Here is a 19,985-nt window from a genome sequence, read left to right as displayed (position 1 = left end):
TAGCGTTACTCAAAACAGTAACAGAGTTATTAAAATTGCACAATTGCCACGATAGGGTAACCATGAGGGGTAGCGAGGGATGAAGGATGAAGGATGAGGGATGAAGGATGAGGGATGAAGGATGAGGGATGAAGGATGAAGGATGAAGGATGAGGGATGAAGGATGAGGGATGAAGGATGAGGGATGAAGATAGTTTCGCCACGATTGAGACTAGAACCACGAAACAAACACCCCTCGCCCGCGTCTAGTGGGAGAGGGGGCTGGGGGTGAGGGAATCAGGCTATAGGCTATAGGCTATGGGAACAAGAATCTGTGGCTAAAAACTTAATCTTCGCGCTCTTCGCGTCCTTCGTGGTTTCCAATCTTCGTGTCCTTCGCGGTTTCTGTAACTGCTCTGATGCCTGACCCCTCATCCCTGACCCCTAAATTAACGTGATATAATATAATGCAGTGCGTCATTTGAATTCAGGAGTAGGGCCATGCAACGGACAATCGGCTTGTGCCTTGGCGGCGGCGGCGGCAAAGGCAGCGCTCATATCGGCGTGCTGCACGAGCTAGAACGAGTTGGCATTCAACCGAATATGGTGGCCGGAACGAGCATTGGCGCGATTATTGGCGCAGTTGTGGCGGCGGGCTACAACGCGAGAACCATCGAGCAAGCCTTTCGCTCAACTCCGTTGCGCCGCATTCTCAGTCTTGATCCGGCCAGCTGGGGCTTGATTGGCTCGGAAAAATTGGCTGGCGTGCTCAGCGAATTATTGGGCGATCAGCTGATTGAGGATTTGCCGATTCCCTATGCGGCGGTTGCTGTCGATTTAGTGACTGGCCATGAGATTGTGTTGCAACGTGGCTCTTTGGTTGAGGCAGCGCTGGCGAGTGCTGCTGTGCCTGGCGTATTTCCGCCGCGCCGGATCGATCGCTATATTTTGGCTGATGGTGGCATTCGCAATAATTTACCAATTGACATAACTCGTCAGCTTGGCGCTGAACGGGTGATTGCAGTTAATTTAATTGGCGAATTTGATCAATTTGAAGTGAGCAGCGCTGCCCAAAGTAGCCTTTTTTCGTGGCGGCGCTGGGTTCCACTCACCCAATTGGCCTTGGCTGAACGGGCGATTGGCATTATGGTGCATCAAATTACCTTGCAACGCTTGCGCGAAACCCCGCCCGATCTGCTATTTAGCCCCGATGTGAATCGCATGAGTATGGCCGATCTCTTGCACCTTGATGATGGCATTCAGGCAGGAATTGCCTGCGTAGCTGATTATTACGAAGAATTGCAGCAATTGGCATTGTGGCAGCGCGGCGAATTAGCCTAAGCCAAAATCGAGTACACTCTAAACCGTCATTGAGCCGACCCCGTTGGTCGGAAGGAGTATCTATGCGGTTTATTGGCTATTTTCTCGTAATCTGTAGCTTGGTTGCCTGTGGTGGTGCGACGGCCACAACGGTGCCGCCAACCGAACAGGTTGCCCAAGCAGCCACGGCTACGGCCACTGCTGAGCCAGTTTTGTTGCAACCATCGGCCACCCCAACCGTGCCAGCGACGTTTACCCCACGTCCGCAATTGACCCCAACCACAGACGATTTGGCGAATGTGCCAGGCGATAGCACATCCTTTATCGTAATTGACGAGCTGCAAACCTACACCAATCCAACCAAGGCCTTTTCAATCGATGTGCCAAGCGATTGGCAACTGCGCGATAGCGTTGATGCAGGCAATAATCTGCTGTTTTGGGTCGATCCTTTAGAACAAGCTTTTATTCAATTGCTGGTAGTTGAGGATGGCGAAAATTTAATTACCAACGAGGAAGAGTTTTTAAACGATTTTATTAGCCAAATCGTGGGTGAGTCGGCGGAGTTTAATCTTGATCAGCCAGTCAAGCAAGCAGATGGCACAACCTATGTTTCCTATAGCTTCGTTGATCCGCAAAGCTTGCTGGCGATGAGTGGCGATGGCTATGTACGCCGCGATGGCAAGTATATCAGCATGATTCAGATTTTGGTTCCCTTGGAGCAATTCGAGAGCTTGCAACCCGACCTACAACGAATTGTTCAAAGCTACAAAATCGATCCCAGCCTTCCATTGCAATAAAAAAAGCGCAGGGATGGCTCGACTATCCCTGCGCTGGCGCTAAATTTAGAAATCGCAGCCTGTGCGGGTAATTGGCAAATAGGCCTTGAAATCGCCACCTTGCAGTTGCTCGGGAGCATACACCTGTTGGCGTGGTGGCTCTGGCGCAGGGTTTTTGACCCACGCGGTACGCTGCAAGTCTTTGCGGCTCATTGGCCAGGGCATTAATTCGGGCAAATTACGGCCTGGGGTTTCCCAAACATAAATATTGCCAGCTCGGCTATGGGCCAAAATCTCAACATAACAATTGTTGTCAATATCGGCGATGGTTGGCGCAGCTTGAATGCCTTTTTGCGATCCAGCACTATTATCGTTCGATGGGCCTTCATTAGGCAGCGATAATGGAAAGCCGCCATGCAAAGTTCCGGTACGGGCATCGAGCGCGTACAGCCCCACAATTCCTGCATAAACGCGATCGAATGAATAGGTGCCGAACACAATATCTATTTTGCGATCGCCAGTCACATCGGCAATGACGACTTCGCTACCAAAGACTTTGCGGGTTGGCGCGCCAGCAACAGGCTCTTGGGCATAGAAGAACGACCACATTTGAACCCCATTTTCGCGATAGGCGCGAATCGTGCCATCGTCGAAGGTCACGACAAATTCTTTGATGCCATCGCCATCCAAATCGGCGACGACAATCGGGTTATTTGGCGTGAAGTTCACATCCAAGGGCGCGCCTGCCCGTTTGGCATCAGTCCAGCCTGCGCGGCGCGTGCCGTTTGGCTCGGTCACAATTACCGCGCTAGCAATTTGGGGGTCATAGTTATTATTGGGCAAACCGTCGGGAGTCCGCACTTTGCCTGCTGCAATAACCTCGTAACTGCCATCGCCATCTAAGTCGGCGACTGCTGGCCCAGAGCGGGTAAACTCCAGATAATCGTGGACATTCCAGGTGGTTTGGTTGACATTGGTATAGGTGCGAATTGGCCAGCCTGGATATTGGTTACCATCACCATTGTAGCGATAGAAATAGATTTCATCGCGGCCAACCAAAATTTCCGAATGGCCATTATTATCGATGTCGGCCAAGGCTGGGTGGCCCCAAATGCCCGAGCCTTTGTCGGCGCTGCGTGGATAGCCATTGAGGATGGTTCCGTTCGAAGACCAAGCATAGACATTTGGCGCAAAATTGGTATTGCTGCCAGCTTCGTTGGTCGTGGTTGCAATCACCTCAAGTTTGCCATCGCCAACAATATCAGCAGCTGCCACATGCACGACTTCGGGGAAATTGCCATTGGTAATATAGGCCCAATCCATCTCTTTGGGCCAGCCGCTCAGGATTGCGCCGTTGCGTTGATAGACGATCACTTTGCCGCGTTGGCCGACAGCAGTACCTTTGCCGCGCGTCCCAACCACAATTTCTAGCAAACCATCTTGGTTAATATCGGCGACCACTAACGAGCCGTTGACCCGTGGCGTGTTGGCACATGCGCCGCCAGTCATCCATGGGAAGCCAGGCAGCACTTGGCCATAAATGTTATGGCCCCAAATACAGCCAGTTGCATCGGCGGAGAGAATTTCCGGCGAGCCATCTTTGAACAAATCGACCACAGTGGGCGACGAAAAGTAGGAGCCATTGGGCTTGGTTGCTGGAAAGCCAGCGCGCATATTGTAGGCATTGGTTGCGGCTGGGCTTGCGACAACTTGGGCTTCAGGGGCGTTCGTTTCGAGCGGCTTTGCCGAAACTGTGCTCAGGCTAAAAATAACGAGCAGAACAAACATCATCCTTCGAATGAACATACCAGACACTCCTCCGTGACTGCAAACATGGCAGTTAAATGGAAATAATGGGTAGATCGTGCTATGCTAAGCGCTAATTGACTATAGGCCAACAGTCCTATTCGCCTTTAAAACTTTATTAACAAGTATGTATTTTTAAGCATTTAGGAATAGCCAATGAGTGATTCGATTTTGGCTCAGGCTGCGCCGCCTGCTGATCAGCGAATTTGGTATGCTGCCGATCCATTGCAATTTGGCGATTTGCGCTTGCCAGCTGGCAGTGGGCCATTTCCTGTGGTCATCGTTGTCCATGGTGGTTTTTGGCGTGCTCGCTACGACCTTGAGCATATTGGCCACGTTTGTGCCGCCCTGACTGCACTTGGCTATGCGACGTGGAATATTGAGTATCGGCGGATTGGCAATGGCGGTGGTTGGCCCACTACCTTTTTCGATGTTGCCCAAGCTGCCGATTTTGTGCCTCAGTTGGCCCAAACCTATCCGATTGATGCCCAACGTGTGATTAGCTTGGGCCATTCTGCTGGTGGCCATTTAGCTTTATGGCTGGCTGCACGCTCGAAACTTGCCCCAACCAGCCCGCTTTGGCAAGCCCAACCGTTGCGCTTACAAGGTGTGGTTAGTTTGGCGGGAGTCGCCGATTTGGCCTTGGCTGATCAACGGCGTTTGAGCCAGCAAGCGGTGCAAGAATTATTGGGCGGCTCGCCAGCAGAGTATCCAGAACGCTACCATGATGCTTCTCCAGCTGCCTTATTGCCCTTAGGCGTGCCCCAAATCGTGCTCCATGGCACAGATGATGGGCCAGTACCGTTTGGTATTAGCGAAAGCTATGTTGAGCAAGCGCTGGCTGCTGGTGATGAGTCGCGCTTGGTAGCGCTACCAAACGCTCATCATTTTGAATTAATCGATCCGTCAAGTCGCGAATGGCCTGCGGTTGTGGCTGCGGTTCAGGATCTATTGGCGACTCCATAGGCTTCGCGGGTTTCTTGGCGCAGCAATAACCACAGCCCAGCGATGGGCAAGAGTAATGGCGTAAAGCCATAGCCAATCCCAAAATCGCTCCAAACCGTATCCTTGGGAAACCAATCGCGTTCGATTAAGGTCAAAATGCCGACCGTAATTACGCCCAAAAGCTCAACCGCACATACCGCTATGGTCACGCGCCACGCTTGTGGGGTGCGTCGCCCAAAGCCCAAGAAAGCGATTCCATAAATCAACGCGGCGATGGTGGTTAGGCTATAGGCCAGTGGAGCTTGATTGAATTTGGTGGCAACTTGAAACAAGGCTCGCACGCCAGCAGAAATTGCCAGCACACAATAGGCAAAGCGTAAAACCCGGCTACTACCTGCTAAAACTTCCGATTCATTGGTTTGATCAGTACGCGCCATTGCGCCACTATCCTTTCAACAACAAAAAACGCCGAGCAACAACGTTGACCTCAGCGTCTAAGTTTTGTATAGCATACCATAAAATTTGGCTGCCCCAAGCAAAAAAATAGCTTATTGGCCGCTTGCTTGGGCAGTTTTTTGGGCCAAAACCCGCTTGAGTACGCTCAAATGTTGGCTCGCTTCTTTAATTAATGCAGAACGCATCAGCGGAGCAAATGGGCGTAAAAACCACTTAAAATCAATCGCGGTGCTAATGATTAAGCGCGTGCCTGCTGGCTCAACCACAAACTGATAATCCATATCCGATTGCATTAACGCTGAGCTAATGGTGAATTTGATTTGCTTTGGTGGCTCGTAATGATAAACCTTCAACTGCATTTTCATCGGAATTCCCGCTACTTTGGCGTGTTCCTCGTAGATTGCGCCAACGCCCTCGCCACTGATGTGTTGGGTATGGGTGACTGGCAACCACCATTCGCGGTTATTTTCAAACCGACAAACATAGGCGAAGGTCGTTGCTTGATCGCTGCTCAGCAATTCGTTGGCGCTAATGCGTAATGGCTTTGGCATCAATTTGTTCCTTCTGCTCGATTTACCCGCCTAGCTCTGACATTCCTCGAACTGTCGGTTTAACCCCTTCGGGCAAGCCATGGCCCCAAGGTTTGATCCAAACTGCATGGCGCACCAAAGCTGCTAGCTCTTCATCGCTACTCTTGCCACGCAGCGCTGCCCGCAGATCAAGCTCATTATCGCGCAGCAAACACAGGTGTAATTTGCCATCGGCTGTCAGCCGCATTCGATTGCAGGTGGCACAAAACGGGTCGCTAATTGAGCTAATAAAGCCAATTTTGCCTTGCGCCCCAGGAATTTGATAGGTGCGCGCTGGGTCGGCTCCATACCAGCCAAGGAAATCGAGGCCCAAGTTGGCTTCAATCTGGCCAATTAATTCGTTGCTTGGCACTACGCCATTATCAGCCACATCAGCCACGCCAACCAAGGGCATCACCTCGATAAAACGCATTTGCCATGGCTTGTCGATCGTCAGGCGCGCCAAATCGAGCACTTCGTGATCATTCACGCCGCGCACGATCACACAATTAAGCTTGAGTGGCGTTAAACCAGCCTGTTCGGCGGCTTCGATGCCAGCCCAAACCCGCGCCAAATCGCCACCGCGCGTAATTTTACGGAAGTTTTCGGGGTTGAGCGAATCGATGCTGATATTGACCCGTTTGAGGCCTGCATCGGCCAATTGCTGAGCAATCGGGGCCAACAATAAGGCATTGGTGGTCATCGAAACTTCGTTAATGCCTGGAGTATTGGCAATTGCCTCGACCAGCCCGACCAAATCGCGGCGCAAAGTTGGTTCGCCGCCCGTTAGGCGAATCTTTTCAAAGCCAGTTTGGGCCATAATTCGCACCAAACGAATCAACTCGTCATTGGTCAGCAATTCTGGTTTGGGCGCAAATTGCATGCCCCATTCAGGCATACAGTAGAAACAGCGAAAATTACAGCGGTCGGTTAGTGAAATCCGCAGGTAATTAATCCGCCGCCCATGAGCATCGTGGGCAGGGGTGCTGGCGTGAATTTGGCTGGTTTGAGGGCTTTCCAGTAGTTCAATCGGCATCATCGGCTTGCTCTTTCAGACAACAATGACGCATAGCAGCAGCCATGCGTCATTGAAGCGTTGCCAGTGGCAAGGCGCTAGGCCGCCACCATGGTTTCAATACTGATGCGGCCTGCGAGTGTGCGTGCAACTTCGCGGAAGGCATCTGCATAGGCATCTTTGGCGCTTTGAGTAACCGCTGGTTGACCAGTGTCGCCACCTTCGCGAATTGGCATGCCCAACGGAATTTCGCCTAAGAATGGTACACCCAATTTGGTGCTGGCGGTTTGTGCGCCGCCATGGCCAAAGATGTCGTAGCGCTTGCCAGTGTCAGGTGCGATAAAGTAGCTCATGTTCTCGACAATCCCCAAGATGGGTACATTCAACTTGCGGAACATCTCAACGCCTTTAATCGCATCAGCAAGGGCTACATCTTGCGGGGTGGTTACCACAACTGAGCCAGAAAGTGGAATCGCTTGGGCCAAGGTTAATTGAATATCGCCAGTGCCCGGGGGCAAATCGACGACCAAATAATCCAGCTGGCCCCAATCAACCTCGAACAAAAATTGACGCAACATCGATGAAATCATCGGCCCACGCCAAACCAAGGGCTGGCTATCATCAACAAAATAGCCCACCGAAATGACTTTAATGCCATGTGCTTCGAGTGGGGCAATTTTTTGGTTTTCGGTAATGCCTGGTTTGCCGCGTGCGCCAGTCATCAACGGGGCACTTGGCCCATAAATATCGGCATCGAGCAAGCCAACCCGTGCGCCTTCTTGGGCCAACGCGACCGCAAGATTAACTGCAACTGTTGATTTGCCTACGCCGCCCTTGCCCGAAGCCACAGCCAAAATATGGCTCACGCCAGGCACGCGGGCTTTATCAGGAATCCCATTGTATGACCGCACGGTAGCGGTAAAATCGACCTCGACTTCGCTCACGCCTGGCACTTGGGCCAAAGCTGCGCGCACATCGTTGGCCAACTGGTCCTTGAACGGACAAGCTGGCGTGGTCAGATCGACCAAGACAACGACGCGTCCGCCATCGATGGTCAGTTCTTTGATCATTTTGCGGGCAACTAAGTTGCCACCGAGTTCTGGCTCTTGCACCGTTGCAAGGGCAGCCAAGACTGCCTCTTGTGTTGGCGCATCCGCCCGTTTCCCAAACAAGCCCATGGTGCTATGCGCTCCTATAACAATGATGCGAGTGTCGCGCACCATTGAGCAATCTTGTTATGCTATTTAGAACGATTATAGCACGACTAGCTATGACTTAAGTCGCTGTCGTTAAGGATGAGGGATGAAGGAGAACATAGAGCAAAGAACATAGAACATAGAAGCTGTGAAAGTAAAAGGCAAAAGGCAAAAATCAGAAGTCAAAAATCAGAAGTCAAAAGCGAGGAGTCAGGGCTATTGGCTATTGGCTATTGGGAACGATAATCAAGCCAATCTGTGCTCATCTGTGGCGAAAAAATAATGCTTCGCGTTCTTCGCGCGCTTCGTGGTTTCAAGCCTTCGTGTCCTGCGTAGATCATTAACTCAGAGCTAGGGGGCGGAATTCAGGGGCGAGGGGCCAGAGTTCGCGTTTTTTAAGCCTGATCCCTGACCCCTTATTCCTGATCGCCTATTTATTTTTACGCACGCCAGTGAAACCTAAAGCGCCTGGCCCAATGTGGGTTCCCACAACTGCCCCAATTTCGGCCAGTACAATTCGTTCGGCGGGAAAAATTTCGTTGAGGCTTTGGGCAAACTCTTGGGCTTCTTCCTCGTTGCGTGAATAAAGTACCGCCAATTCTTCGAAGGGAGCCATATTGCGTGCTTCTTCGATCAAGCGGGCCACAGCTTTTTTCTTGCTGCGCACTTGCTCGAAGGGTTTAACTTCGCCATCACGCACGTCGATAATTGGCTTGACGTTGAGCAAAGTTCCCAGCAACGCACGGGTTTTGCCAATCCGACCACCTTTTTCGAGGTAGCGCAAGGTATCCAAGGCTGCAAGCAAGCGAGTGCGCTCAACGATGCTATGCACCAAGGCTTCAATTTCATCAGCCGATTTGCCTTCTTTGGCGGCGCGAGCTGCCAAAAGCGCTGCCCAGCCTTGCGACATGGTGGTGCTTTGGACATCAATCACCCGAATATCAAAATCGGGCAATAATTCGGCTGCTTGTTGAGCTGAGCGAATCGTGCCGCTCAATTTGCCAGCAATATGAATCGAGATAATTGGCTCGTCGTTGCCAATTGCGCGATACAATTGCTCGAAGGCCCCAACTGAGGGCTGCGACGTGGTTGGCAAATTGTTGCTGGCAACGAGGCGAGTATAAAATTGATCATGGGTAATTTCGACACCATCGGAGAACGATTCTGCATCGAAATTAACCGTTAATGGAATCACATGAATGTCGTGTTCTGCTGCCAACCCAGGCGGAATATCAGCAGTACTGTCGGTTACAATAATCGCCACTTGGCCTCCTTCTGGCTTTATTTTCGCCAAATCGTAGCGAGCGGCCTTTGGCTACACTGCCAGCACACTGCTCGCTAAGGGAATAGCTACCCCACGCAGCCGTATAATAGCCGAAAATGACGCTGCGTGGGGTGTTACGTTGGTTTATTTAAGACTGGTTGATGCACAGTTGATCTGCGGCGCTGGTTTACTCGATCCCTTCGTAAACCACGACACCCATTGCATTTGGACCCAGATGTGCGCCCAGCGCTGGCCCATATTCCACAATCATGACCTGATCGCGAGGATAGATCGGGTCAATCTTCTCTAGCAATTTCTCCACATCATCAGGCGTGGTGCTGTGCATAATCGCCACCTGCTCGACCTTGGGAAAGTCCTCAATAAAGGTAAACAAGCCTTCAATTGCTTTGGCTCGCGTGCGGGTGCGATCGTAAGGCACAATTTCACCATCATCAAGAATCAGCAACGGCTTGATCCGTTGCATCGAGCCAAGCATTGCCGAGGCTTGCGATAAACGCCCGCTGCGTTCAAGATAATCAATTGAATCAACAAAAAACACTACATGGGTCAATTGAATAGTTTGCATGACCGTTCGATGCACTTCATCAAGTGATGCACCATCAAGTGCTGCCTTGGCTGCGGCGATCGCCACCATACCTAAGCCCAACGAGGTCGAGGTGCTATCAATCACCTCAACGCGGGTCAGCGAGGCTGGCAATTTATCGCGGGCAATCGTTGCCGATTTAACCACGCCGCCAAAGCGATTCGACAAGTGAATTGAAAAGACCCCGTCATATTCACGGGAAAATTGACGATAATACTGTTCAAACACTCCTGGTGCTGGTGCAGTCGTATAAGGATACGGCCCACCCTCGGCCATCCGCCGATAAAACTGCTCGTTGCTAATGTCGATCCCAGCTCGCAACGTCTGATCACCAAAATGCACATAGATTGGAATCACGGTGATGTTCAGCTCTTGTGCCAAGGCTGGTGGAATATCAGCAGTGCTATCGGTAATAATCTTTACTCGCGCCATAACCCAACATATCTCCATCGCGCCGTCAGAAACGGGGCTGTGTATCACTCCGCAGAGAGAATGTAATCATAAAATGGTTGTCCGCCGTTTTGCACCTCAACATCAAGCGCAGGGTAGGTTGCGTTGATTTTGTGGGCTAGTGTTTCAGCCTGTTCCGCCGAACATTGTTCGCCATAATAGATGGTAACGATCTCATGGTCGTCCAAATCCATCCGGGCTAAGATGCGATCAATCACGTCGTCGGGCTGATCGCCAGATTCAACCAGTGCGCCGTTGAGCAAGCCAATCGTTTGGCCATCGCGCACTTCAACATCATTTACGGTAGCATCGCGCACGGCAGTGGTAATTTCCGCCGTAGTAATATCCTTAATTGCGCGGCTCATGGCCTGCACATTTTCTTCAGCGCCAACCGCATAATTAAAGGCAAACATTGCCGCCATGCCTTGCGGCACGGTTTTAGTTGGAATTACATGCACAACTTTATTGGTTAATTGTTGCGCTTGTTGTGCTGCCAAAATCACATTGCTATTATTTGGCAACACCACAACTGCTGGCTGGGGCAATTTCTCGATTGCCGTCACCAAATCTTGAATCGAGGGATTCATGGTTTGGCCGCCAGTGACCACTTCGCCAACATTTAACGATTCAAACAGCTCGCGAAAGCCTTGGCCAGGCGCAACCGCGACCACGCCAACATCGCTCACTGGCTCATCGGGTTTTACCCGGGCTGGTTGGCTAGTTTGTTGGGCTTTGGCTTCATGCAGATCGCTGCGCTGTTTATCCATATTGGTAATTTCAATTGCCCCAAGGCTGCCCCATTGCACTGCATAATTCAGTGCATCGCCAGGCCGTAGGGTGTGCAAATGCACCTTGACCAAGCGTTCATCGCCAACCGCGACCACCGACGTACCCATTTCGGCAATCGTGCGCCGCACATCCTCGTAGGGAATATCTTCGCCTTGGATCATAAAGTTGGTGCAATAGCCAAAATCATCGTCGCTATGAATATCGTCAAAGGCCATCGCCACTTGATCGACTGGGGCAACTCGTTGTTCAAGCTTCTCGCCACGGGCAAATGCCATCGCGCCCTCGAAGAGCACATACAAACCTTCGCCGCCAGCATCGACTACGCCAGCGTCGCGTAACATTTTCATCAGGTTGGGCGTATTATCGACCGAAACCCGTGCCCCTTTAACAATTAAATCAAGCACTTCATGCCAGTTCATTTCTGGCTTAAAGCCTGCTCGGGCTGCTTCGCTGGTTTCGCGAATAACCGTGAGCATTGTGCCTTCGACTGGTTTGATCACCGCTTTATAAGCAGTAGTTGAGGCTTGTTCTAAGGCTGCAACCAAGATTTCGGGCGTACAAACCTGCTGGCCGGCCATGCCCTGCGAAAGCCCGCGCAGAATTTGCGAAAGAATCACCCCAGAGTTGCCGCGAGCGCCCATCAAAGCCCCGCGATACACTCGTTCGGCCACGACCGCGACCGAGGCATCATCCTGCACATCCTTGAGCGCCGCTGTCAGCGTAAGGTTCATGTTGGTTCCTGTATCGCCATCGGGCACAGGAAACACATTTAGGGCGTTGACAGTTGCCACATTCTGGCTAAACCACGCTGCGGCTGCGCGAAAAACTGCCAACAGCCGGGTGCCATCAATTTGATTCTTCGGTGCGCTGTCCACGCAGACCTCCCATTACGCCAAAACGTCGCCAGCGGCTGGGCTGGCCTTCGGTTGCATCTTTTGTTGGTTCTTTGTCTGCTTGCTCAATCCGCAGGCCCTGAACATGCACATTGACCGTGATATTGGCCTCGCCAAGTGCATGCACAACCGCGTACTGAACAGTTTCCATAATATTGCGGGCAACAGTAGCGATCCGTGTGCCATACTCGATGATCACAAACAGATCGATGTTAATTGCCTCGGCACTGACTTGCACGTCAATACCTTTATATTGATCTTCCGGTCGCAACACATGGGCGACACTATCGCGTAAGTTGCGCGGGGCCATGCCCACAACGCCGTAGCACCGCACTACCGCTCCGGCTACTACAGTAGCAATGGCGCGAGAATGTACCTCGATGCGTCCAGCGTCGTTTTGGCGCACATTCGCGAGACTTGTTTTCTCGTTCACTCGAACAGTCCTCGCAACTAGATGGTTCGATGGTCGGCGCTCACGAGCGTCGGTTTTTTGATGAGAATAGCGCGGAACTAACCGCGCTACTGCTGTATGATACTCGATTATGCAAGAGCTAGCATATGCCATAATTGGCTTCAATCTGAAGCCCAATTGGCCTTGATTGCTGGGCATTCAGCCAGAAAACTTGCATAATTTAAAAAGTTGCATCAGAGCGCGTCCTATGGTATAGTCAGCGGGTACAGCCACCAAGGGTGGCTCTTTTTAAGTCTCAACTACGGAGGTCCGCCCATGGCAGTCTGCCAAATGACGGGGAAAAAGCGCTCCTTCGGCCACAATGTGAGCCACGCTAAAAACCGTACCAATCGCTCATGGAAACCAAATATCCAATGGGCTATGGTTGAAGTTAATGGTCAAATGAAGCGAATGAAAGTTAGCACCCGCTATATTCGCACCATGTACAAAGATCGCTAATGGTTTTATCACCGCAGAGGTGCGTTGCGGCAAGGAACCTCGGTTTTGACCGCAACGCATTATAGCGGATAGCTATACCCTTTGCAATAGTTTTTAACTATTATTTGACCTCATTTCAAGTTACTTTTTGATACCTAACAATTCGATAAATCCTCCAATGCATACAATAGTCCCATTGTACACTAGCACTTTACTCCTAACCTATGAAGAAACTTTGAACATCTATAAACTACCCCTTTTGGCTTATTGATCTTGACGAATCTCTTGCTATACTATACTTGTTATACTGTAACTGTAAGAATTACAGTTCGTGGCGTGGTTTTTGCTTTAGACATAATCCAGGATGTGGAAGCAGCCCGTCACAATCCAGCAAACATCCAAGCTTACCAGACGTAACGTAGTACATTGTATAAAGAATCCTGCGGGTTCAATAGATAGCTTTCGTGCGCCGCCAGCAGCGAAAGCCATAGTGGGCGTAGCCCAGCGAGCGTGGACGATGACAAAGTATGAAACGATGAATGTAGCAAAAAACCAACCGGAGCTTGAAGATGCCCCTGAGGGCTGGGAGCTTGAGCCGGGTTTTAATGATGAAGACGCAGAATTAGCCATAGTAAACCTACGCCGCAAGAAAACGCTCTATTCCGAGGCTGTCGAAGATTCAGTCCAGATGTATTTGCGTGAAATCGGCGAGGTCGAGTTGCTTACCGCCGAGGAAGAAATTACTCTCGCCAAACAAATTGAAACTGGGCGCAAGGCGGAGCTCCAGTTGCAAACCGAACAATACGCAACGTGGGACGAGCGCAAAGCGCTCGAACGCCGCGTCGATTATGGTAACGAAGGCCGGCGCAAGCTAACTCAAGCCAATTTGCGCTTGGTGGTCAGCGTCGCCAAAAAATATATCGGCAATCATATGTCGTTCATGGATCTGATCCAAGAAGGCAATATTGGCTTGATGCGTGCCGTCGAAAAATTCGACTATCGCAAAGGCAACCGTTTTTCAACCTATGCTACTTGGTGGATTCGCCAAGCAGTGACCCGGGCGATTGCCGAACAAAGCCGCACCATTCGCTTGCCAGTTCACTTGAGCGAATCAATCGCGCAAATGCGCCGCGTTGCCTACCAGCTTGAACAAGCCCTGCAACGCGAGGCTACTCCCGATGAGTTGGCCGATGCCTTGGGCGTAAGTTTGCGCAAGGTCAAGCGCATGTTGAATGCTTCAGTCCAGCCAGTGTCGCTCGAGCAACCAATTGGCAAAGAAGGCCAAGGTCGGGTTGGCGAGTTTCTGGCCGACGATACCGATGAAGCGCCACTTGAGCAAGCAACCCGCATGATGTTGCACGATGAGTTGGCCGATGCGCTTTCGCAATTGCCCGACCGCGAACGCCAAATCTTGCAGTTGCGCTATGGCTTAGCCGATGGCAAACGCCGCACTCTCGAAGAAGTTGGGGCTGAATTCGGCATTACCCGCGAACGCACCCGCCAAATCGAGGCCGAAGCAATGCGCCACTTGCGCCAACCCAATGTTGGACAACACCTCCGAGCCTATCTTGACTAAGAGTTTTTACTATGGCTTACGAACCCCTCGCTACCGTTCTGGTGGCGGGGGTTTGTTTTTGATCCACGAAGGGCACGAAGGGACACGAAGGACGAAAACCACGAAGGGCGCGAAAAACGCGAAGCATTATTTTTCGCCACAGATTGGCACAGATTGTTGGGATTATGTTCTATGCTCTCTGTTCTATGTTCTTTGCTCTCTGTTCTTTTTAGCCACGAATTGCCCGAATTCCACTAATTGATCGTCCGATAGCCCCTAATCCCTGATCCCCGATCCCCAATCCCCACTCTCTACCTTCTATCAAGATCCAAGCGATCGCGCAGGGCATTGCCCAAGAGATTAATCCAAAGCACGGTGGTCGCAATGCACAGGCCAGGAATAAGCATCAGGCGTGGTTCACGTTGAAAAAATGTTCGCGATTCGTTAATCAAATTGCCCCACTCTGGGGTTGGTGGGTTGAGGCCAAAGCCAATAAACGATAAGGCTGAGAGGTTCAAAATCACGCCGCCAAAGTTGGTCGTGGCAACCACAACAATCGCGCCAAAGAGGTTGGGCAGCACATGACGGGTTAAAATCGCCAGCGGCTTGACCCCAATGACCTGCGCACCTTCAATATAGGGCATTGCCAATTCTTTGATGATCAAGGCCCGATATATGCGAGCATACCACGTCCAATTGGTCAGCACCAAGGCCAGCAGCAAATTGCCAAACGAGCGCGAGAGAATCGCACTTAGCGCCAAGGCCAACAACACTGCTGGAATTGCTTGCAGGGTTTCGGTAATGCGGCTCAGTAGATAATCAAGCCAGCGCGGTCCCAAAGCACAGCACGCGCCAATGATCAAGCCTAAACAACTTGTTCCAAGACAAACTAATGTCGCTCCCGCTAACGACCAGCGCCCGCCAATCAAGATTCGGGCGAGAACATCACGCCCAAATTGATCGGTGCCAAGCGGATTGCTCAACGATGGCGGGGCCAAACGCTCAGCAACATTCTGCGCCAGTGGATCGACCTGCCAAAACCATGGGCCGATACTGACGGCCACAACCATGAGCAGCAACATTGCCGCTGCCACGCGGCCAAGGCTGCTCAAGCGAGGCTTGGCTCGTTGCTCTTCAGCCTGTTTAGCTTTGGCGATGTTGGCGGAGCCGTGGGTCAAGCGCTGCCATACCGAGGTCAGCGCACCAGTTAGCGACAACATAGATTCCTCCTGCAATCAACACCGCCAAGCCCAAAACTGGCATATCGCCAATTAACGCTGCCTCAACAGCCATACGCCCAATCCCGGGATAGGCAAAAACATGCTCGATAATCACCGTCCCTGTGAGCAAAAAGGCGATCTCAAGGCTAATTGGGGTTATCAAACTGGCAGCAACATTGGGCAAGGCATGGGCAAATAACAAGCCATGTTCCGAGCGACCTTTGGCCCGCGCAGTTAGGATGTATTGTTGATTCAGCACATCGAGCGTCGTTGCGCGCACGAGCCGCGAGGTTAGGGCAATATTGGGCAAGGCCAAGATGATTGCTGGCAGCAACATCCCTTTAAATGTGGTGCTACCCAAAGCTGGCAACCAACGTAGTTTGGCCGCAAAAATCAAAATGAGCACTAAGCCAATCCAAAAGCCAGGAATTGCCGCCCCAATGACCGCCAACAGCTGCGCCGTATGATCTAATAAGCTGTGGCGTTTGATTGCGCTCAGCAAGCCCAAGGGAATTGCAATGCTCAGCGAGAGCATCAAGGCCAAGCCAGCCATCATCAAGGTTGCTGGCAAACGCTCACGATACATCAGCCAAACAGGCTTGCCCGAATGGTAGCTGCTGCCAAAATTGCCTTGCCCAATGCCTTCAATCCAATTGCTATATTGGTTGAGCAACGGTTGATCGAGGCCAAGCTCGCGCCGTTTGGCCTCGACCGCTTCGACTGGCGGCGCGTCAAGGCCGTTGGCATTCAACAGCATGCGGGCTGGGTCGCCTGGGGCAGCATGAATAATCAGAAAAGCCAGCACGCTGACCATCCATAAGACGATCAGCCCGCTTAGCATGCGCCCAGCAATTTGGCGGAGCAAGCTACTCATTGATTGAGTTTCAATTCCTTGGTGATCAAATACACATCATTGGGATTGGGCACATAGCCGCTGAGGCTGCCCTTGCGATAGGCCGTAATCAGCGGCGGGCTGGCAAGATAGATATTCACTGGATCATTTTTGACTTCGGTTTGAATCCGCTTGGCAATTGTGATCCGTTTGACATGGTCTTGCTCGGCGCGCAATTCTGCAAAGGCGCTTTCAATTGCTGGGTTGCTATAGCCAGCATAGTTGTAGGCCGCACCTTTAATCAGCGTTGTGCCAACGGTATATTGGGGATCTGGCGAGGTGCCGATTGAATACATACTGGCGTTGAAGTTGCCTTTTTCGACGATTTCGCCAATATCGGTCACTTCCTTGACCTCAACCGCAATCCCAAGCTCTTTCAATTGGGCTTGAATCGCGATTGCCATCATGGTGATTTCGGCGCGACCTGGGTAGCTGTGCAAGGTAAAAGCCAATGCTTGGCCATTTTTTCTGCGCATGCCATCGCTGCCGACAACCCAGCCCGCTTGGTCAAGCAATTTGGCAGCTTGGGCAGGATCAAAAATTTGGGCTTCGACAAGTTCAATCCCAACACTTGCTGGATAAAGATTGGTTGCCACAGCACCTTGGCCATCAAGTGTCGCTTGCAACAAGGCTTGGCGATCGATTGCCAAGGTCATGGCTTGGCGCACCAAACGATCATCAAATGGCGGATAGGCACTATCTAACATAACATAATGCATGCGCGTGCCAGCAACGCTCTGAAGCTCAATATCTGCTGGTAGGCCGCTGGCCAAATCAGGCGCGACGTTGGTCAACAGATCCAAATCGCCGCTTTGCAAAGCCAAAGAACGGGCATTGGCATCGGGAATTTTCTTGACGCTGATTTTTTGCAGGCCTGCCTGACCATCCCAATAATTAGCAAAGCGTTCGAGCACCAATTCTTGGTCTTTTTCGAGACTCATCGGCTGATACATGCCAGTCAACACCGAAATTCCATTGACTGCAGGCTTGTGAATGACGAAATTCCAGTTGGCAAGGCTATAGGGCACGCTGCCTTCAGCTTGGCTGGTGCTCAAGATGAGGGTGTAATCATCAATCACTGTGGTTTTGCTATCTGCAGGAATGAAGTTTTTGGCGGCACTCAAGTTTTGCCAGCTACTGTTGAATGAAGTAACTACATCGCTAGCCTTGAGTTCGCTGCCATCATGAAAGCGTACGCCTTGGCGCAATTTAATTTGCCACGTCGTAGCATCGAGCGCGCTGACGCTTTCAGCCAACCACGGCTCAAGCTTATTATCAACAGTAAAGCGCATCAGGGTTTCGCCCGCGCCATAGGTCACCATGTTGTAGCCAGTGGAGCCTTGCGCTACATTCAAGCCAACTGGCAAATTGATACCGGTACCAATTCGCAACACGCCGTTGGAATTGGCCGTTTGCTCGCTCGCTGCATTCGTCGAAGTTGTGGGTTGAGCTGTTTCGCTGGCTGTGCCACAGGCGATTAACAGATGTATAAGCAGAATTAGCCCTAAAAGCTGAGCACCAAAACGCCGCATTGCCAAACCTTTCATTATTAGTTATTGATATTAAGTATCAACAAGGTGGCAATTGTAGTCGGCTCGCTTTGGTTTGTCAAATGCTTGCGCTAGGAACTCCACAGCTTGATCAGCTGGCGATGATAGCGTTTGAGCAATGCATGGAGCAGTTTTGGGCTGTAGCGTTGCAGCCAAAAAAGCAATCGATCATTGATACTCAGTATAATTTCGCTTTCGCCCGCCAAATAGCGCCGAATAATGTGCTCGCCTACCTGGTTTGGCTCGGCTAGGGGAAAACGCTGGCCGCTTTGTTGGGCCATGGCGGCGGTCATTGCGGTTTTGCTGGCAGGCGGATAGGCCCGCACAACCTTGATTGTGGTTTCAGCGGCGAGCGCCAAGGCCCATGCCTCAAGCGCCGCTTTGCTCAAGCTATACAGGCTTGCGCCGGGCATGGCAACCCTACTGACCGTGCTGCCAACAATCAAGATTGCTTTGGGCAAAAGTTGGCGGGTAAGCAAAATTGGCGATACAAGATTGGCATTGATTGCAGCTAAAATGTGCTGTTCAGGCAGCTGTTCAAAAGCTCCGCCAGCGAGGATTGCTGCATTATGAATGATTAAATCGAGCTGAAGATAGCGGTGTTTAATCTGTTTGGCGAGTGTTTCCACCGCCTGCTGATCGCTTAGATCGCAAACAATTGGCCACGCTTGGCTGCCAGCCTGGGTAATCAAGCCAGCACTATGGGCCAGCTTTTCGCGGCGGCGGCCAACCAGAATAATTGTTGCGCCCCGTTTGGCCAAGGCCAGCGCCATGGCCTGACCAAGGCCAGTGCCAGCCCCAGTAATCAACACAACCATTGCCAATTCCTAGTAAATTAAGGCCACTACGCCCAAGGTGATGCCAGCGCCCGAGCCAAGCAGCACCAACCGATTGCCGCGTTGGATGCGGCCCTCGGCGACAGCTTCGGCCAACGCTAAGGGAATTGAGGCGGCAACACAATTACCACGTTTGGCAAAATTGCTAATCACTTGATCAGCTGTAAAGCCCAAGCGAACTTGCACTTGCTCAATTGCATGACGGTTGGCTTGATGTGGAATCAAAGCATCGACTTCGTGATTTTGCCAGCCAAGATCGACTAAAAATTGCTTTACAAATTGCTGAAGCTCACGAAACACAAAGCGAAATGCTAGCGGCCCTTGCATTGAAAACCAATTCATGTCGGGCGTGGTAGTGGCTGCATTGGGATGCTGGTTTGAGCCGCCGCCGCGAATTTGAATCAAATCGCTACCATTGCTCCATGTTGTAAATTGGCTCCGTTCGAGGCTGCTGCTGCCATCGCCACGCTCCAAAATAACGGCGGCAGCGGCATCGCCAAACAGCGCTGTCGATTGCCATTCGTTGGGGTCGAGCGCAACCGAAGCGCGTTCGGTGCTGACTAACAGCACCCGTTGATACACTCCGCTGGCAATCAGGGGTGCTAACACTTGCAAGCCAAACAGAAAACTTAAACAGGTAGCGTTTAAATCGAAACATGCGCTGCGGCCCGCTGGTGCTTGTAAAGCCTTTTGCAACAAAGCAGCGGTACATGGAATGTATTGATGCATGCCTGCCGCAGCCACCACAATCAAATCGATACTATCAAGCTCGTACTTGGCATCGGCTAGCGCTTGTTGTGAGGCTTGAACCGCCATCGTCAAGGCAGTTTCTTCCACCGCATAACGGCGCTCGGTAATGCCCGTGGTGCGCTCAATGATGCTGGAATCAACCCCAAAGCGCTCGGCCAAGTCGCTGGTGGTAACGATGGTTGCTGGAACGTAAGCGCCGATGCCGGCGATGCGCAGAGGAAACTGCATAGT

19 protein-coding genes are annotated in these 19,985 nt (G+C 51.5%); 5 read left to right on the top strand and 14 right to left on the bottom strand.

The window, feature by feature from the left end; genetic code table 11:
* The first annotated feature begins 480 nt into the window (after nucleotides 1-480).
* Nucleotides 481-1,320, top strand: a complete 840-nt coding sequence (locus ACFMKP_RS10845; protein ID WP_382291705.1) for a patatin-like phospholipase family protein — start codon at nucleotides 481-483, stop codon at nucleotides 1,318-1,320.
* 62 nt (nucleotides 1,321-1,382) lie between these two features.
* The gene (locus tag ACFMKP_RS10840; RefSeq protein ID WP_382291703.1) at nucleotides 1,383-2,096 is read left to right on the top strand and encodes a hypothetical protein; all 714 of its coding nucleotides are present in this window, start codon (nucleotides 1,383-1,385) and stop codon (nucleotides 2,094-2,096) included.
* Nucleotides 2,097-2,141: 45 nt separating this feature from the next.
* Here the strand turns inward: ACFMKP_RS10840 and ACFMKP_RS10835 are convergent, their stop codons facing one another.
* Nucleotides 2,142-3,881, bottom strand: a complete 1,740-nt coding sequence (locus tag ACFMKP_RS10835; protein WP_382291701.1) for an FG-GAP repeat domain-containing protein — start codon at nucleotides 3,879-3,881, stop codon at nucleotides 2,142-2,144.
* A 156-nt stretch (nucleotides 3,882-4,037) separates the two neighbouring features.
* On the opposite strand from ACFMKP_RS10835, the gene ACFMKP_RS10830 reads away from it, so the two are divergent.
* Nucleotides 4,038-4,847, top strand: a complete 810-nt coding sequence (locus tag ACFMKP_RS10830) for an alpha/beta hydrolase family protein (RefSeq protein WP_382291699.1) — start codon at nucleotides 4,038-4,040, stop codon at nucleotides 4,845-4,847.
* Here the strand turns inward: ACFMKP_RS10830 and ACFMKP_RS10825 are convergent.
* From ACFMKP_RS10825 to ACFMKP_RS10790, 8 genes are all read right to left on the bottom strand, one after another.
* Nucleotides 4,823-5,263: a hypothetical protein gene (locus ACFMKP_RS10825; protein WP_382291697.1), complete on the bottom strand. Its 441-nt coding sequence runs from the start codon at nucleotides 5,261-5,263 to the stop codon at nucleotides 4,823-4,825. The two genes, ACFMKP_RS10830 and ACFMKP_RS10825, sit on opposite strands and share 25 nt — an antisense overlap.
* A gap of 111 nt (nucleotides 5,264-5,374) precedes the next feature.
* The gene (locus tag ACFMKP_RS10820; RefSeq protein WP_382291695.1) at nucleotides 5,375-5,833 is read right to left on the bottom strand and encodes an SRPBCC family protein; all 459 of its coding nucleotides are present in this window, start codon (nucleotides 5,831-5,833) and stop codon (nucleotides 5,375-5,377) included.
* A 22-nt stretch (nucleotides 5,834-5,855) separates the two neighbouring features.
* Entirely contained in the window at nucleotides 5,856-6,890 is a 1,035-nt protein-coding gene (gene moaA / locus ACFMKP_RS10815; protein ID WP_382291693.1) for a GTP 3',8-cyclase MoaA, read from the bottom strand.
* A gap of 74 nt (nucleotides 6,891-6,964) precedes the next feature.
* Nucleotides 6,965-8,044, bottom strand: a complete 1,080-nt coding sequence (apbC, locus tag ACFMKP_RS10810; protein ID WP_382291691.1) for an iron-sulfur cluster carrier protein ApbC — start codon at nucleotides 8,042-8,044, stop codon at nucleotides 6,965-6,967.
* 448 nt (nucleotides 8,045-8,492) lie between these two features.
* Nucleotides 8,493-9,326, bottom strand: a complete 834-nt coding sequence (locus tag ACFMKP_RS10805; protein WP_164689359.1) for a DegV family protein — start codon at nucleotides 9,324-9,326, stop codon at nucleotides 8,493-8,495.
* Nucleotides 9,327-9,513: 187 nt separating this feature from the next.
* Nucleotides 9,514-10,362, bottom strand: a complete 849-nt coding sequence (locus ACFMKP_RS10800) for a DegV family protein (protein ID WP_204756298.1) — start codon at nucleotides 10,360-10,362, stop codon at nucleotides 9,514-9,516.
* A 44-nt stretch (nucleotides 10,363-10,406) separates the two neighbouring features.
* Entirely contained in the window at nucleotides 10,407-12,044 is a 1,638-nt protein-coding gene (locus ACFMKP_RS10795) for a DAK2 domain-containing protein (RefSeq protein WP_382291689.1), read from the bottom strand.
* Complete coding sequence (locus tag ACFMKP_RS10790) at nucleotides 12,016-12,495, bottom strand: Asp23/Gls24 family envelope stress response protein (RefSeq protein ID WP_204756296.1); 480 nt, start codon at nucleotides 12,493-12,495, stop codon at nucleotides 12,016-12,018. The genes ACFMKP_RS10795 and ACFMKP_RS10790 overlap by 29 nt, the downstream gene beginning before the upstream one ends.
* Before the next feature lie 294 nt (nucleotides 12,496-12,789).
* Between ACFMKP_RS10790 and rpmB the strand changes: the two genes are divergently transcribed.
* Both rpmB and ACFMKP_RS10780 read left to right on the top strand, forming a co-directional pair.
* Nucleotides 12,790-12,972, top strand: coding sequence for a 50S ribosomal protein L28 (gene rpmB / locus ACFMKP_RS10785; RefSeq protein WP_041303856.1), 183 nt, complete (start codon nucleotides 12,790-12,792; stop codon nucleotides 12,970-12,972).
* Between the two features lie 496 nt (nucleotides 12,973-13,468).
* Nucleotides 13,469-14,527: an RNA polymerase sigma factor RpoD/SigA gene (locus ACFMKP_RS10780; RefSeq protein WP_054532437.1), complete on the top strand. Its 1,059-nt coding sequence runs from the start codon at nucleotides 13,469-13,471 to the stop codon at nucleotides 14,525-14,527.
* Nucleotides 14,528-14,817: 290 nt separating this feature from the next.
* Here ACFMKP_RS10780 and ACFMKP_RS10775 read toward each other — a convergent pair whose 3' ends face one another.
* From ACFMKP_RS10775 to ACFMKP_RS10755, 5 genes are all read right to left on the bottom strand, one after another.
* Nucleotides 14,818-15,726 (bottom strand): ABC transporter permease, encoded by a 909-nt coding sequence (locus ACFMKP_RS10775; RefSeq protein WP_382291686.1) that lies wholly within the window; start codon nucleotides 15,724-15,726, stop codon nucleotides 14,818-14,820.
* Entirely contained in the window at nucleotides 15,650-16,600 is a 951-nt protein-coding gene (locus ACFMKP_RS10770; RefSeq protein ID WP_382291684.1) for an ABC transporter permease, read from the bottom strand. Before ACFMKP_RS10770 ends, ACFMKP_RS10775 begins: the two co-directional genes overlap by 77 nt.
* Entirely contained in the window at nucleotides 16,597-18,150 is a 1,554-nt protein-coding gene (locus ACFMKP_RS10765) for an ABC transporter substrate-binding protein (protein ID WP_382291682.1), read from the bottom strand. The genes ACFMKP_RS10770 and ACFMKP_RS10765 overlap by 4 nt, the downstream gene beginning before the upstream one ends.
* 89 nt (nucleotides 18,151-18,239) lie before the next feature.
* On the bottom strand, nucleotides 18,240-18,986 hold the full coding sequence (locus ACFMKP_RS10760; RefSeq protein WP_382291680.1) for an SDR family NAD(P)-dependent oxidoreductase: 747 nt from the start codon (nucleotides 18,984-18,986) through the stop codon (nucleotides 18,240-18,242).
* 9 nt (nucleotides 18,987-18,995) lie between these two features.
* Nucleotides 18,996-19,982, bottom strand: a complete 987-nt coding sequence (locus ACFMKP_RS10755) for a 3-oxoacyl-ACP synthase III family protein (protein WP_382291678.1) — start codon at nucleotides 19,980-19,982, stop codon at nucleotides 18,996-18,998.
* Between the last annotated feature and the right edge of the window lie 3 nt (nucleotides 19,983-19,985).

Source organism: Herpetosiphon sp. NSE202, assembly GCF_042688385.1.
Classification (GTDB): domain Bacteria; phylum Chloroflexota; class Chloroflexia; order Chloroflexales; family Herpetosiphonaceae; genus Herpetosiphon.
This window is presented reverse-complemented; position numbering and strand designations above follow the sequence as displayed.